This window comes from Haliscomenobacter sp. (assembly GCF_041740695.1).
GTDB lineage: Bacteria > Bacteroidota > Bacteroidia > Chitinophagales > Saprospiraceae > Haliscomenobacter.
Genome location: NZ_JBGSLK010000078.1, coordinates 36,789 through 52,331, shown reverse-complemented (window position 1 = coordinate 52,331; position 15,543 = coordinate 36,789). Strand labels below are relative to the sequence as shown.

Here is a 15,543-nt window from a genome sequence, read left to right as displayed (position 1 = left end):
CAACCCGTACCGGGTATCATCATCTTGACCAGAGCTCTGGAAAGACTCAAAACTCTTGTTGATGCTTACATTACATTCTCTCAATGAACTTCTTTTCCATTACCCCAAATCTATTTTGAGGTTTTGTGGGTAATCGACAGGCGTTAAGCACTTAGGGCTATAAAAAAATAAGTGTTCATTTTGTCAAGGGATTAGATAAGTAAACGGTTCATTTCAAGTATCTTATCTAATCCTTTGACTCAAGAAAAATGAACATTTATTTTTGCCCTACTAATTATTAAAAATGCAATCATCATGATCAAAAATATCCTTTCAAATTTAGCCCTAGCCCTGGCTTATGTGGTGCTGCCTTTGTTTTTGCCCTGGTGGAGTGTCGCCATTGTGGCCTTGGTTTTTGGGTATATGGCGACGAATGGGCTCCGTGCTTTTTCACAAGCCAGTACCATTTTGGCCTTGGTGTGGGGGATGTGGGTGCAAAGGCACAACGTACCCAATGGAGGCTTGTTGGCTGGGAAAATCGGGGCCTTGTTTGGAGGGATCAGTGCCATTGAACTGGTCCTCATTACGGCTGCTATCGGTGGCTTGATCGGTGGTTTATTTGGGTATTTGGGGTATTCATTTAGGCAAGTGACGAGTCGGAGTTAAGTATTGATGCAGGTGAAAACGGCGCAAATCATCAGCACTTTGTATCAACCAGGTTGGTTCTATTATTGGTTTTTGGGAATCCCAGTCCGAAACAGCTCGAAAAGCGATGCTGGAATTTTGTGGGAATAATGCAAAAAAGGTGGCTAGATTTGGTAAATTGCAGTATTCCTAGTTACAGTTAAGTGATTTTTTCCCAAAAACATATTCCGACATGCGTACTTTCATCCTCTTGATTGCCTTAATGAGTTCCTTTTCTATGATTGCCCAAAGCGGCAATTTTACGGTGAGCGGGAAAATCAAAGGCCTGGATTCAGAATATTTGTCCATGTACATCTACGACGAGTCCTTCGCTAAGGGTTCGCGTAAAGACTCCATTCCAGTGGCCCAGGAAAGTTTTTCTTTCACGGCCTCCCTTCCCCGCACAGCCATGGTGGTCATCTATCCCAATGTGGAACGCACCGTGAAACGAGTGGGCAAATCGGGCTATTATCCAGCTAAATCCTCGCAGTTCATGTTCATTGCTTCCCCTGAATCAAAAATTCATTTCACAGGTGAAATCAGTGATTTTGTCCATGCCTACCCCGCTGGTGATTCCACCAATGCCGATTTGGCCGCACTCAATCGGGCGGTGTATCCCCTGATGAACAAATCGGTCAACCTTGAGGCAAAAATTGCCAACAAACTGGTCAGCGACACCCTACTCATCAAGGCCATGAAAGATACCTCGGCACAATGCGATGAAGCGGTAGTGGCCATCAAAAAAAAGTTTCTGGCCGAAAATCCGAATTCTGTCGCCACAGCCTGGTTGCTTTCCGACATGATGATTCGTTCGCAGGTCAGCAATGACGAAGCAGAAGTTTTTTTTGGGAAAATGCATCCCAAATTGGCTTCCGTTCAGTACTACCCGGAAGTGGCCAAAAGAATGGAAGGTATCAAAAAAACCAAAATCGGCAGCCCGGTACCGGAAATCAACTCCCTCAACACCTACGATGGCAAAACTTTTGTCTTGTCTTCTTTGAAGGGCAAATACGTGGTGCTAGATTTTTGGGGTACCTGGTGTGGCCCCTGTATTGCCGGGATGCCCCGCATGAAAGAGTATCTGGACAAATACCCCGGCAAACTGGAGATTGTAGGGGTAGCTCAGGAATCGGACAGTGGGGAGCGCTGGAAAAAATTCATCGACAACTCTGAATACAAATGGCACCATGTATTGAGTAAAAAAAATGAAAATTATGTGCTTGCCTTTAATGTGGCAGGTTTTCCAACCAAAATCATCGTAGATCCCCAGGGCATCATCATCGGCCGTTTTGTGGGCGAAGACGATGAAATTTACCACAAGCTGGATGAATTGTTAAAAATGTAGAAAAAAGTTTATATTCAACCCAGCTTTATTCACGACTAATACAAACGAATGAAAACAATGCACTTCTGCTGGGGTGTCATTATCCCCCTCGGTCTACTCCTTAGTGGCGCAATCCGACCAACTGCATCTATGGCCACTGGAGCATGGATACAACTCATCAATGGCAAGGACATGAGCGGTTGGAAAGCCAGCGAGAACAAAGAAACCTGGTCGGTCACTCCCGAAGGTTATTTGCAGGCAGTAGGCAAACGTTCACACCTCTTTTACGAAGGTGAACACCTTAAGAGCGGCTTCAAAAATTTCGAATTCGAGGCGCAGGTGCGTACCTTTAAACTAGCCAATTCGGGTATTTATTTCCATACCAAATACCAAGAGTCCGGCTGGCCCGGCCAAGGCATCGAAATCCAGGTGAACAATTCTCACATCGGCGAAGGGGACTACATCGAACTCAAACGTATGGGTAGCCTGTACGGAGTGCGCAACGTATACAAGACCTTTGCCCAAGACGACGAATGGATGACCGTAAAAGCCCGGGTGGATAATGACCGGGTACAGATTTGGGTCAATGGCATCAAAACCGTGGATTACGTGCAGTCAGAGCGCAAGATGGGTGGCATCAAAAAATTGTCCACAGGGACTTTTTGCCTGCAAGGGCACGATCCCAATAGCAAAATGCAATACCGGAGTTTTAAAGTCCGCCGTTTATCCGATGAGGCCAGTTCAAATCTTGCGCCACTCACCTACGCACCCTGGCAGGATAGTTTACTCAAATACCAGGGTCAACAGTTTGCTTTCATCGATTTGAATCCAAATACCAATTTTTCCCCTGAGGATTTGGCCAAGTACACTTATACTACGGGCATCAACGTTGCCCTGCTCAAAAGCCCGAAAGCTACCAAAGCCCTCGCTGAAGCTAAAAAATTACCACTTTTTACAGGCATCAAAGTCAATGTAGAAACCCTGGCCTCATTAAAAGCCAATACCGCTGATTACGTAATCGGGGAAAGTACGGGACTAGAATCGGCCCGAGCTTTGCTGAATAGCCAAAAAATCAAGGTCTGGTCGGACAAAGGTCAAGACTTGAATACCGATCAGGCAGACGCGCTACTGGATCTGGCCAAACAGAACAATGTGGCCATTGAAATTGACAACATCAGCAAAAGTCCTTCGATAGCGGTGCTCCGCAAAGCCAAGGCCAAGGGCTGTAAGTTTACCTTTGCTGGCTTGGTTCCAGCGGATAAACTAACGCAGTCTTTGTACGTGGTTGAGGCAATCAAAGGAGCTAAGTTGAGTTACAAAGATCAGTATGTACCAAAATGGTAATGAACAATATGGAGTACCGAGCACTAGGTAGAAGCAATCTACAAGTCAGCAAAATTTGCCTCGGCACCATGACCTGGGGCCAACAAAACAGCGAAGCTGAAGCACACGAACAAATGGATTACGCGCTGGAGCAGGGCATCAACTTTTTTGATACGGCCGAGTTGTACGCCGTGCCCCCGCGCCCGGAAAACAATGGTTTGACCGAAGTGTACATTGGCAGTTGGTTCAAAAAATCCAAAAAACGGGAGCAGGTTATTCTGGCCACCAAAATTTCCGGCCCCCGCGCCGACCTCAGTTTTATCCGCAACCACGACTTGGAGTACGGCAAAGCCCAAATCCATCTGGCCCTGGAAGGTAGCCTGAGCCGCTTACAAACCGATTACATCGACCTTTACCAGCTCCATTGGCCCCAACGCAAAACCAACACCTTCGGGAATTTGGGTTATCGGCACGATCCTGACGACAGCTGGCAGGACAATTGCCTGGAAGTATTGGAAACGATGGATGCATTGATCAAAGCAGGCAAAGTTCGTCATTTCGGGCTATCCAATGAAACACCCTGGGGCCTGATGCACTTCATTCGACTGGCGGAAAAGCACAACCTGCCCGTGCCGGTAAGTGTGCAGAATCCTTACAGTTTGCTCAATCGATCTTTTGAGGTGGGCCTGGCTGAGTGTGCCATTCGGGAGCACTGTGGCCTTTTGGCTTATTCACCCATGGCTTTTGGCTTGTTGTCGGGTAAGTTTCACAAAAAGACCGATACGCCCAATGATCGGATCAACCAGTTTAAAGGCCTCGCTCGTTACAATGGGGCCTTGTCCTGGGCAGCAACGGAAAAATACCTGGCCCTGGCGGAGCAACATGGTTTGACACTGGTCGAAATGGCACTAGCTTTTGTGACCCAGCAGAAGTTTACCACCTCAAACATCATCGGCGCAACCACGATGGAACAATTGAAAGAAAACATCAAAACGGCTGAGGTGGTGTTGTCGGATGAGGTTTTGGCTGCGATAGATCGGATTCAGGTGGAGATTCCGAATCCGGCACCTTGATTGATAACCCAAAGCAACATTTTTTAAGCACACAGGACACCAAGGCAGCACAAAGGGTACAATGAAAGCGTCGTCAACCTCTAACTTTGTGTCCTCTGTGCACCTTTGTGTTTCCTTTGTGATAAAAAAATGCCGCTTAGTGATGTTTAAGCTTCACTTCAATGTATACGCCGCGATACTATTCCTAAAAAAAGTAGGCACCAAAATCATTTTTTTCGCTTTCACATAATCAATATCCGCAGCACTGATGCCGTCCTTCGCTGTGTCAAGGATGAGGGTGGCATTGCCGTCAGGATGTACCTGATGAATCAAACCTTTCCAGGAAGATACCAGGTAAGAGCCATCACCAACGGCCTCAATGCCATCTGGTTGGGGGATTTGAGTGCCCAGCACAACCTGTTTTTTGTCGCCAAACTGGTAGGCTGTTAAGGTTGAATCCTTCCAGATGCCCAACAACAAACGGTCTTTTTCATACAGAATACCGTTTGAGCCCCCAAGTCCTTCGAGCACTTTTGACACTGTTCCCTTTTTCAGTTGGTAGACTGCCCCTTTTTCGGAATCGGTAAAAAAAATGGTTCCGTCCGGTGCATTGGTCACATCGTTTAGTCCTACAGCATCGGGCACTGTATACTTATTGGTGATTTTACCCGAGGCGAGGTCAATTTCCACCAATTGGGTCATGTCTGCGGTGTACAATTTGCCATTGGCGATGGCCAAACCTTTGGGCGCATTCAATCCAGTTACCCATTTGGCGGCAATCACCTTGCCTTCGGGTGACAACTTCCCGATGGAGCCCGTGCTGTCACTGCCCCAAGGCTCACCCTCAATATTGGATACGTAAATGGTGTTGGTCGCCTCATCGAATAAGGCCGACTCGGCTGTGGTGAATACCGTATCAGATTCCCAAAGTTTTTCAAGGCCCAGGGAAGCGGCCTGATTGGTGGTGCTTGGTTTAGAATTATTGGTACAAGCACTAAGGATCAGCAAGAATGCGGCCAATCCGATTAAAGTGTTTTTCATTGTGATCTTGATTTTGGTGGAAGAAGTAGGTTGACGTAAGATAGGAAATAGACGACACCTATTGATCCAATTTTCTCAAAACCTCCGCAAATTCCCCTTCACAAAACCCCACTCAGGTGTCAGCACAGCCTCCCCAGTGGTGTTTGCGCTGTACCAGGGGCTTAGCTTCGGATCATTTGGATTTTGCAAAATATGAATGTCTTGCGCGGGCATGTAGCTTTGCGCCAGCAGGAATAACTTTTCACCCGTTTTGGGATTTTGGGCCATGTCCACCACGATCACTGCGTGGCCAGGGCTGCCCCCGCGAATCAACACATCCCCAATGTTCATCTCGCTGTATTTGGTGGGTTTGAGTTCTTTTTCCAGCGAAAGGGTGCCTGCGTAGCTGTACACCATGTCCAGGTAACTGCGGAAGGTTTTGTAAGTTCCATCCACTGCACCTTTTTTATACCAACTGACCTGATTGCCGCTCACTTTGACGCGGTAACCTTCGCGCCATTTGGGGTAGGTGCAATTGAAGCCATTGGTGAAATTAAAATGGATCTCGGTGTAGCGTTTTTGGGCAAAAAGGTATTCGGCACGCAGGCGCATCACCGCATCGGCGCATTGTTGCAGGTCACGGGTGCCTACATCAATGTCCATTACGGCTACGTGTACCTGGTTGAGTTTGGGGAGTCCATTGTAAAAAAACACCCCAGCACTCGCTGGTTTGAGGGGGATTTTTCGCAAATAGGCTGCAAAGCTGCCTAGTGGAGCAGCAGTTCGTTCAAAACCACTTGGTGGCTTGATGCGGGTTTCTACACTAGTACCTTCCGCTTGGATAAAGGGTGAAACTTTCTGGCAAGCTGCAAAATTTAATGCGCTTAAACAGCATAGAAAAATGAGGTATTGTTTTTTGTACATGAATTGGTTGTGAGGTTAAAAATACTTATTCATTTCCACCAGGAATACAACAAATGTACTTCAAAAGCACCGCCAAAATAGCGCGACAAAGGTGACACCAAGGGTTGATCATAAGCTAGTCCAATTTTAAACTGGCCATTTTCAATCCGCACCTGTTCTCCCAGTACAAAGCCCGTTTCCAAGCGAGCCGATCCAGATAGTTTTTGACCAAAGGCTGTTCCTAAACCCAAGCCCGCCCAATACAATTCACTGATTTGCCAACGACCATTGATATCTAAACTAAGTGGAGCATTAGGCACATAACGTGCCCAACCTGACACTTCAAAAAATGAGGTACTGTTGCCCAAAAAAGAATTGATGTATTTCCCAGCTACGGCGTAAACGTGCGGCAAACGTTTGACATCATAACGACCATTTTCTGCTACAAAACGCGTATCCAGGCCAAATACCTGGGGAATTGAAACGCCTAAATAATATTCATCTTCTTCGTAAAAAAAGGCCCCCAGTGAAAAATCGGGGTACATCAGGTTGTCGTCGATGCCTGGGCGGTTGGCGAGGTCTGGAAAGTCAATTTCACTCAATTTGGCACCGTATTGCACCAAGCCCGCGCCCAGGCCAATCACCAGCGCCCGATCGGTACGTCCGCCCATGTCCAGGATGTAGGCATAATTGCCATAAAAACCAGTTTGCCCCAGTTTACCAGTGCGGTCGTTGATGACGTGGGCACCAAATACCGCATTGCGATCCTCCAAAACCATCTCAAAATTAAGGATTTGAGTTTCGGGGGCATCATTTACATTGAGCCAGTTGCGCCGATAAGCACCACCTACAGTAAAATTCAACTCGTTGATGATGTAGTTATTGGACAATGCGGCGGGATTGATTACATTCCACTGGTCGCGGTAAATGGTGAAATTGGGGAGTTGCTGAGCGCTGAGCTGAACTGCGCTGAACAACAATATGCCGATGAATAGGTGTTGGATTTTCATGACCTTGGGTTTTTAGGATTGAATGGCTTAGGGGTTTTCTTTTTTGAACAAATAAATCGCTCCGGTTTGGGGTTTGCCTACCAGCTTACCATCGTCGTAAGCCCGGATAACGTAATAATAAGCCCCCGGAGGCAACAATGGGCCATTGTCTCCCGATCGGCCTCGCCAGGGTGCGTTGTTGTCGTAGTTGTTGTTGCGGTACACGATGTCTCCCCAACGGTTGGTCACCACGATGTCGACCGAACTAAAGCCCTGCAAACCCCGGATTTGTAGGGTGCCATTGGGGCCAGGGTCTTCCAGCACCATCCCCTCGGTGGGTTTCGGCAAATTGAATACCTCAATAGCTACGATAGCCGAATCACAAGGGCTGGCACAAGCAGAGGCTTCGTTGCATACGGTGTAGGTAAAAGTCAATACCCCCCGAAACTCTGCCTCGGCGGTATAGCGGAAACTTTTATTGCCAGGCACATATTCAAAAGTGCCCATCGTTGGTGCACCCGACCAGGTTATCGTAGTATCCTGAAGGCCAGCCAGATTATCGTTGAGCAGGATGTTCATCGCGGCAACGTCTTGAGCCCGTTCGATGGTGTATTTGTCATCGACCAGTTGGGGCCCTTTTTCTAAAAATACGATCACTGTATCGGAAGCCGCCTGAATACATTTGCCGAGAGCAATGCGCCATACAAAACGATTGGCCCCGATTTGTAAGTTTTGCGCTGTAGCATTCGGCGAGTTGGCATTTTGGATCGAAGTTCGGGTAGACAAAGCAAACCAGGTCGCCTTGCCCGAAGCGGGTGCTTGCGCTTTCAGGGTGATACTCGTGCCCTGGCAAAGGGTGGTATCCCTACCCGCACTAAAACTATTCGGCGGCAGTGAAACAACATCTACAATCACTGGCCCAAAAACGCTGGAACGGCAACCCGCTGAATCACGCAGCGCAGTATATTCACCAGAGTAAGCACTACTGGTCGCTTTTAGCTTGAGCGAAGGAGTAGTAGAAGTCAGTTCTTCTCCGTTGGGCAATTGCCAAATGTAGAGCACATTGGGGCCTTGAAAGAGGTCATCGGCGCGCAAAGTGAAGGTTTCGTTGCCACATACGGTATCAGGTGCGACAATGCCATACAATGGCTTGGGCATTCTGCTGCCTGCTCTCAGGGTAGTTGAATAATTGCCCGTACAGCCATTGGCATCACTTACAGTTACGCTATAGGTGCCTTCATTTAGTTCGCTCAAATCGGCGGTGGTTTGGCCATTGCTCCAGGCGTAAAAATAGGGTGTGGCACCGCCGACCACCGTCAGACTAATCGATCCCGTTTCTGCTCCTGCACAACCCAGGTCGGTAGCAATGCCCGAAACGCTCAGTCCAGGGCAATTGTCCCCACTTACCGATCCAGACCGTATAGCGGTGCAGCCATTGGCGTCCTGAACCGTGACGGTATACACCCCAGGTGCCAAGCCCGTGATTGCAGCCGTGCTTGCACCCGTATTCCAGCTGAAGCGATAAGGGCTGGTGCCACCACTTGCAGTGGCTGTTGCCGTGCCGTTGCGGGCATTCGGGCTGGTCTCACGGGTAAAGGTGGCGTTGGCTTGCAAAGCACTTGGCTCGGTGATGCTCACACTTTGGGTGCGGGTACATTGATTGGCATCGGTGATGGTCAGGCTGTAATTGCCTGCGGCCAGGGCGGTAATGCTACTGGTGGTGGCACCGTTGCTCCAGCGGTAGGCGTAAGGCGCTACTCCCCCACCCGCGGTGGCTACGGCCTGGCCCTGGTTTTGTCCATTGCAACGCAAGTTGGTGGGCACAATATTCAAGGTTAGTGCGGGTGGTACGGTGATGGTGGTACTGGCACTTTCTCTACAACTCGCCGAATTGGTGACTGTTACGGAGTAAGTCCCTGCTGCAAGGTTATTGACGGCCGAAGTAGTGACCCCGTTGCTCCAGAGGTAAAAATGGACGCCAGTGCCAGTCACGGTTACTGATGCCTGGCCATTGCTTTGGCCGTTGCACAAAATATTGGTCGCACTGATTTGTGGATTGATTCGAGCGGTAGAACTGATTCTTTTGCTGTCATTGACCACACAACCTGCGGCATCGGTGACCGTCACACCATAATCTCCGGGGGCTAAATTGCTCAACGCAGAAGTAGTGGCCCCATTGCTCCAGGCGTAGCGGTATGGGCTGGTTCCACCACTGACCTGAGTAGTGGCTTGGCCCGTATTGGTTTCGTTGCAAGGAATGTCGAAGGTAGTTAACACCAGTGCAAGGGCAGCAGGTTGGGTAATGGTTGCGCTGCTGTTGGCCTGGCAGGCGCGGCTGTCACTTAGGGTCACGCCATAGGTGTTGGCGACCAAGTTGCTGATGGCCGAGGTTGTTGCCCCGGTACTCCAGGCATAGGTGTAGGGTGCGGTGCCTCCAGTAGCTATTGCTTGGGCGCTACCCGTCGCGGTTCCATTACAATTCACGTTGGTAGCAGTGGCATTGACTTGAAGTTGGGTGGGCGCAGTCAATTGTGCGCTGTCTTTTTTGGAACAACGCAGTGCATCGGTGACTGTCAGCACAAATTTACCAGCCGCCAAACCTGTAATTGCCGTAGTAGTGGCCCCGGTGCTCCAAAGGTAGCTGTAGGCAGGGCTTCCACCACTTACCACCACGCTGACCTGGCCATTGGTTTGGCCAAAACAAGCCGGGTTACTCGCAGTAATATTGGTCGTGATGGCTGGGTTTTGCCGGATGTTCACACTAGCGGTATCTCCGCAGCCCGACTGATCCGTAACGGTTACCGCATAAGTGCCCGCAGGGAGGTTGGCTAAATTGGCCAAAGTAGATCCATTAGACCAAATGTAGAGATAAGGTGCTCGACCCCCAGTGGTAGTGGTTTGTATTTGACCAGTATTTTGGCCAAAACAATCGATATTGTTGGACTGGGTGGTGATGTCGATTCCAGCACTAGGGGCATTGAGGGTAAAAGGAAAAGTAGCTGTACAACCATTGGCATTGGTGACCGTCAGGTTGTAACGTCCAGCCCCTATATTGCTAATGGCCGAAGTAGTAGCGCCCGTACTCCACAAAAAAGTATGGTTTCCAGGACTGCTTACCGTTACAGTGGCCGCGCCATTGGTTTGTCCAAAACAGGCGGGCTCGGTGGTGTTTACCTGAGCGCTGATGGGTGCAGGGTCTTTCAAGGTGAATGTCCAGGTAGCGGAACAACGGTTGGCATCGGTGACTTCTACTTTATAATTGCCAGCTGTCAGGGTACTCCGATTGGCAGTAGTAGCCCCATTTTCCCACAAGTAAGTATAGGGGGGAATGCCACCACTTATTTTAATCTCAATCGAACCACTGGCCTCGCCAGCACATTTGGGCTGAACCAAGCTGGAATCGAGGCGTAATGGCGCCGTTTCAATGACCGAGATGGTGCCTGATTTTTGGCATTTGTTTTGATCAGTAACCGTGACGACATAATTTCCCACGCCTAAATTACTGATGCTTGAGGTAGTAGCGCCAGTACTCCAGGCATAGTTGTAAGGAGTAACTCCACCAGTGACTGTAGCCAAAGCTGTACCATTTTTTGCGCCGGCACATAAGGTATCATTACCGCTTAAGAGCAGATTGATCGCCGTAGGTTGAGTGATGGTGACTGAGGCCGTTTTGGTACAATTATTCTGGTCGGTGACGGTGAGCGTGTAGGCTCCAGCGACCAGGGATGTGTTGGCAGAAGTGGTAGCTCCATTGCTCCAACGATAAGTATACGGGGCAATTCCGCCAGTGACTGCGGCATTAATTAGCCCCGATTTTTCTCCATTACACGCCACATTGACGCTACTGGGCGTGATAATAATGGCCGTTGGTTGAAGGATATTGACCGATTGGATGGACCGACAACCTGCGGCGTCGGTGGCAGTTACGGTGTAAGTGCCCGCTTTGAGGTTGCTAATGGTAGCCGTAGTGGCACCATTGCTCCAGGAGAAATTGATGCCCTGGTTGATTCCGCCGCTGGTACTTGCAGTCGCAGATCCATTTGTGCCACCATTGCAGCTTACATCATTGGATTTGATGCTGGCTAAAAAATTAGCGCATACATCCACTACAGTACGACAAGTAGAAAATTCGGAAGTGTTGTTGCTTTGGGTCATGGTGGCCGTTACCAGGTTGCCGGCACTTAAACCTGCAGTGACGCTGAGGTTCCAGGCACCAAATGCGTTGGTGGTTACTGATCCAATAAAAGTCCCGCCCTGACAAGGAGCATTGGGACAAGTTGTATTGTTGACCCTAAAAACCTCCACCACTGAACCAGCCGGTGCAGTACCGGTTACTTGAGTGGTGGTGGCATTCGTAATGGCTGGAATGGTGATGGTTGCAATGCGTTCAATCCCTATTTTACTGTTGCAAAATATACTGTTCCTAGTGATGACTACATTGCGTCCGGTACCCACTTCAACACCATTTGAACTATAGGCAATAAAATTATTGGAAATTGTTCCAGTTGGTACAGCAGTCGCGCCGGCAAAAGTTGCTACCTCAATCCCAGTATTGTTGTTCGAAAAGTTGGTTCCACTTTTGTCTACTCCAATGTAGTTGTTGCTAATGGTGAAAGAGCCTACACTGCGGGCTACGGATATCCCAACCAGGTTGTCAAAAATCTGGCAGGAACTGATGTCATGACCGTTGCCGGTACTCAGCACCAATCCATTAGGAAAGGAAGTAGAAGCAAAATTGCGTAGGGTCAAACCATTGACTTTTACATTACTTGCAGCAAGAACCAGGCTCTGTCCTGTTCCTAGTGTTCCATCAATGACGATGTTGTCGGTGCTGCCATCAATATGGGCATTGGTTTTCGTGATTGTAGGAAAAGGTGCATTGGCGATGGGTTGAATGATGTGTGGCCCGGCACCTGCGATGCTGAACTGGATGGTGTTAAGGGGGGTAACGTTGTTCATACAGTTGATGGCCCAGGGCAAACTACCACTAACACCTGCCCCACCAGTGGTACGGGTGACCGTAATGGGATTCACAGTAGGACAAGCCACCTGGGCAATTGAGGTAATGCTAAACAAAAAGAGTAAGGTAAAAAGAGCAATTTGGGATTTTTTCATGGGTAATCGGTGTAATTTTAAAAACCAATGGGCCCTTCGACTTCGCTCAGGGACCATTGGTTTTTAAAAGCTATTTTTGAATGTAATACAGCGGCATCGCCCGATCCAACTGGTCTTCCGGCATAAACGGTGCCTGAGTGGTGGGGGCATTCGGGATTACGGATTTTACCAGTTGAGGAACACGGCGTTGCAGGAAATCGTACAACTCGCCCAGGGTAATGATCTTATCATTGTTGACATCAGCAGCATAGGCACCCCGGGCATCGCTGAATGATTTGTTGGCAAAGGCTTCGAGCATGGCTTCGGTGAATGCGCCGTTTTCCCAGTTTTGGGCTTCGTAAGATTTCTCATCGGCTTTGCAGGAAGAGAGGGTACTCACCCCTGGCTGGGTTTTTGCCAAATCAATCACCGCTTTACTCAAACCACCAAAACCTTCTTTGGCGCCACCGCTATGGCAGGCATCGAGGAAGATGAGTTTTTTACAACTCAAACGATTGAGTACATCCAGTACCTCGTTTTTGTAGTCGATGGACACACTTTCGTATTTAGGGTTGTACCCGCTTTGCAAGATTTTGAACTGGTTTTCATATATTTTTCCATGGGAGGAGATGAACACCACCACCACATCGTTGGCAGTAATGAGTCCATCCTTCCACATGTAACTCAAATCGTACATTGCCTGTTTGATTCCGGTCAGGTTCGTCGTCTCTGGGGTGGTAATTTCCTGGACATGTACGTTGGGGTACAACTTGTCTACGCCACCCTGGCTGCGGAAAGCTTCAGCAAAGTCTTTGGCATCCTTGGACGTATACATCAAATCGCTGTGTACCGGGCCAATTGCCAGGATGAACAAATTAGAACGCTGTGGGGCATATTCTACAAAAATTGGGGCAGAAGGTTTCCCATCTACAATTACTTCGACCCGGTTGGTGCCCATAATAAGGGGAATTTTATTCCGATAAGTGTAGGAATAATATCCAGTATCCCGTTTGGGTGCCGACAGGTCCTGTTCATTGAATTTTGAGCCTTCCATTTCCACCCCGTTGACCCGTAGTTTAAAGTTTTTGGGCTCAAGGTTTTTATCCGAAACGACGTTCATTTTGAACTCCATTTGGCTATTGGTCTTTTTCAACTTGTTGCCCACCTCATTGGGGTCTGGGTCGGTCCAAATCATGATTGGGCCTCCCGCCCCTACTCCACCGCTACGGCCTTCGAGGGTTTTGCGGATGCGCTCTGCACCATTTTCTTTGACAATACAAACGATGTTGACCGCCGTGCCCGTAAATTGAGCAGTCTTGGTAAACAAAAAATCCACCTCCCGCTTGGAGCGTGCGGCCACCGCACCAATGGTATTGCTGGCCGAAGCGCTGGGTTTGATCCCAACGGGATATTGGAAAGTTACATCGGTGGGGCCTGAATTGGCATCTCCAGAGTTCTCCAAAACTACGCGTAAAGTGACTTCATCAGAACGCGTACTCGAGAAATAATTGTGTGAAGCGATCTGTAAAGTAGCGGGCAATGGTACCCGAGTCACCAGTTTCACATCAGTATCTGCAAGGTATTTATCACCAGCAGAGACTTTTATGTTAAAATTGTGTTCACCATTGCTGATGTCCTTGCTGCGTACGGGAATACGCACCATTTTGCCCGTGCGCTCACTCCCAACCTGGCCCAGGTAATTGACCGCCCAGTATTCCAATCTGGAGCTCCCGGTTTGGTCTTCAATTTCTACTTTGATGTCGGACAATTCCGCACCTGACTTATTGTTCAACCGAAAACTCAGGTAAGCATTTTCGTTGCGCTGGATGCTTTGATTGTCCAGTGAGTTGAGTTTCAGCTCGGCTATCTCTACCGCATTTTGATCGCGTACCCCGACGATGGGTGGGTTGTCCTGGTCTTCGAGGGGCAAACGCCCTACAAAAGCACCCTGGCCTGGAACTTTGCCAGCTACCACCACACTGCCATCGTGCAGCAGGGTTACGGCCTCCCAGGATTCGTCGCTGCCAGTGCCCCAATAGGCGCTTGATTCCAGGCGGCCATCACTGGCTGCTCTGATGCGCAGGGCTTTGGCGGTACGGGCACCAGAGCGGTAAGAATTGGAAGAACCAAAGAGGCCAAAAGCCCCTGTATTGTACTGCACCACCGCAGAGGCAAGGTCAAAGTCTCTTTTTCCCAGTGGCACGTCCCATAAAAGGCTGCCATCCCGCCCAATTTTTAACAACCAGGCATCGGCATCACCAGCACTTTCGGATTTGGTCAATCCGGCCAGCGCGTAGTTACCGTCACGGGTGGTAATCAAATCCAGGGCTTCTTCATATTCACGTTTGCCATAGGATTGTGACCATACTTCGGCCCCGCGCGCGTCAATTTTAGCCAGGTAGATGTCTTCCTTTTTGCGGGTATTGCCGCTGAACAAAGCCCCACCATCGTTGGAAAGCACCAAACCACTGGGAGTGCCATACTTGTCACGACCCAGTTGTTTTTCCCAAATCATTTCATATTTAAGGCTCAGCTTGACCAACCAGGCATCTCCATCTTTTTGGTCATTCTTAAAACCAGCCAATACCATGGCAGAACCATCGGGCAGGATTTCAATTTGGCGCAATTCGTCTTTGCCTACTCCCCCGATGCTTTTTTCATCAATTTTCCGCCCTTTTTCGTCTATCAACAGTAGCCAGCCGTCGTGGCCACCTTTGCCAATTGACTCGGTATATCCAGCTAAAAGGAAAAAGCCCTGTGGGGTTTGGGCAATATCGTAAATGACGTCGTCTTTGGCACCGCCAAAACGCAGTTCTTTCACTACAGTGCCCGTACTGTAATTGAGGATGGCCACTAAACCATCTTTGCCACCCTGAGATTGCGCACTACTTTCCCCTACTGCAATGACCGAGCCATTGCCGGCCTCAATGACCCGGTGAAATACGTCATTCCCGCCACCAAAGGATTTGGTCCAAGCGGGTTTAATATCTTGAGCGATTGAACTGAGTGATAACAAAATACCACCAAGCAGTACGATGAGCTTGTTCATTATGGAAATATTTAGGCTTCTTGCCGACTTGTTGGGAAAATTAGTAGTGCAAAGCAAATCCACATACTGTAATGATGTTGATCAGGTTTCAACAGACTGTGCGGGAACTAGCGTAGTAATATTCAA

At 48.8% G+C, this 15,543-nt stretch carries 9 protein-coding genes; 4 read left to right on the top strand and 5 right to left on the bottom strand.

Features of this window, described 5'->3' with window-relative positions; all coding sequences use genetic code 11:
• Positions 1-294 precede the first annotated feature (294 nt).
• The 4 genes from ACEW9O_RS16175 to ACEW9O_RS16160 all read left to right on the top strand — a co-directional run bounded on the left by ACEW9O_RS16175 (position 295) and on the right by ACEW9O_RS16160 (position 4,383).
• A complete protein-coding gene (locus tag ACEW9O_RS16175; RefSeq protein WP_373551219.1) occupies positions 295-645 on the top strand; it encodes a hypothetical protein in 351 nt (116 codons plus the stop codon).
• 211 nt (positions 646-856) lie between these two features.
• On the top strand, positions 857-2,008 hold the full coding sequence (locus tag ACEW9O_RS16170) for a redoxin domain-containing protein (RefSeq protein WP_373551218.1): 1,152 nt from the start codon (positions 857-859) through the stop codon (positions 2,006-2,008).
• A 48-nt stretch (positions 2,009-2,056) separates the two neighbouring features.
• On the top strand, positions 2,057-3,331 hold the full coding sequence (locus tag ACEW9O_RS16165; RefSeq protein ID WP_373551217.1) for a family 16 glycoside hydrolase: 1,275 nt from the start codon (positions 2,057-2,059) through the stop codon (positions 3,329-3,331).
• 8 nt (positions 3,332-3,339) lie between these two features.
• A complete protein-coding gene (locus ACEW9O_RS16160) occupies positions 3,340-4,383 on the top strand; it encodes an aldo/keto reductase (protein ID WP_373551216.1) in 1,044 nt (347 codons plus the stop codon).
• 153 nt (positions 4,384-4,536) lie between these two features.
• On the opposite strand, the gene ACEW9O_RS16155 is transcribed toward ACEW9O_RS16160, so the two are convergent.
• From ACEW9O_RS16155 to ACEW9O_RS16135, 5 genes are all read right to left on the bottom strand, one after another.
• Entirely contained in the window at positions 4,537-5,403 is an 867-nt protein-coding gene (locus tag ACEW9O_RS16155; protein WP_373551215.1) for an SMP-30/gluconolactonase/LRE family protein, read from the bottom strand.
• Between the two features lie 75 nt (positions 5,404-5,478).
• A complete protein-coding gene (locus ACEW9O_RS16150; protein ID WP_373551214.1) occupies positions 5,479-6,306 on the bottom strand; it encodes a DUF4846 domain-containing protein in 828 nt (275 codons plus the stop codon).
• Between the two features lie 29 nt (positions 6,307-6,335).
• Positions 6,336-7,295 (bottom strand): PorP/SprF family type IX secretion system membrane protein, encoded by a 960-nt coding sequence (locus tag ACEW9O_RS16145; RefSeq protein WP_373551213.1) that lies wholly within the window; start codon positions 7,293-7,295, stop codon positions 6,336-6,338.
• 27 nt (positions 7,296-7,322) lie between these two features.
• Positions 7,323-12,389 (bottom strand): gliding motility-associated C-terminal domain-containing protein, encoded by a 5,067-nt coding sequence (locus tag ACEW9O_RS16140; RefSeq protein WP_373551212.1) that lies wholly within the window; start codon positions 12,387-12,389, stop codon positions 7,323-7,325.
• Positions 12,390-12,459: 70 nt separating this feature from the next.
• Complete coding sequence (locus tag ACEW9O_RS16135; RefSeq protein WP_373551211.1) at positions 12,460-15,417, bottom strand: caspase family protein; 2,958 nt, start codon at positions 15,415-15,417, stop codon at positions 12,460-12,462.
• Positions 15,418-15,543: the final 126 nt, after the last annotated feature.

What these genes read in the sequence shown, in the direction of transcription:
- ACEW9O_RS16165 (WP_373551217.1), top strand. Translation starts at nt 2,057, where the DNA reads ATGAAAACAATGCACTTCTGCTGGGGTGTCATTATCCCCCTCGGTCTA.
- ACEW9O_RS16160 (WP_373551216.1), top strand. Translation starts at nt 3,340, where the DNA reads ATGGAGTACCGAGCACTAGGTAGAAGCAATCTACAAGTCAGCAAAATT.
- ACEW9O_RS16175 (WP_373551219.1), top strand. Translation starts at nt 295, where the DNA reads ATGATCAAAAATATCCTTTCAAATTTAGCCCTAGCCCTGGCTTATGTG.
- ACEW9O_RS16145 (WP_373551213.1), bottom strand. Translation starts at nt 7,295, where the DNA reads ATGAAAATCCAACACCTATTCATCGGCATATTGTTGTTCAGCGCAGTT.
- ACEW9O_RS16150 (WP_373551214.1), bottom strand. Translation starts at nt 6,306, where the DNA reads ATGTACAAAAAACAATACCTCATTTTTCTATGCTGTTTAAGCGCATTA.
- ACEW9O_RS16140 (WP_373551212.1), bottom strand. Translation starts at nt 12,389, where the DNA reads ATGAAAAAATCCCAAATTGCTCTTTTTACCTTACTCTTTTTGTTTAGC.
- ACEW9O_RS16155 (WP_373551215.1), bottom strand. Translation starts at nt 5,403, where the DNA reads ATGAAAAACACTTTAATCGGATTGGCCGCATTCTTGCTGATCCTTAGT.
- ACEW9O_RS16135 (WP_373551211.1), bottom strand. Translation starts at nt 15,417, where the DNA reads ATGAACAAGCTCATCGTACTGCTTGGTGGTATTTTGTTATCACTCAGT.
- ACEW9O_RS16170 (WP_373551218.1), top strand. Translation starts at nt 857, where the DNA reads ATGCGTACTTTCATCCTCTTGATTGCCTTAATGAGTTCCTTTTCTATG.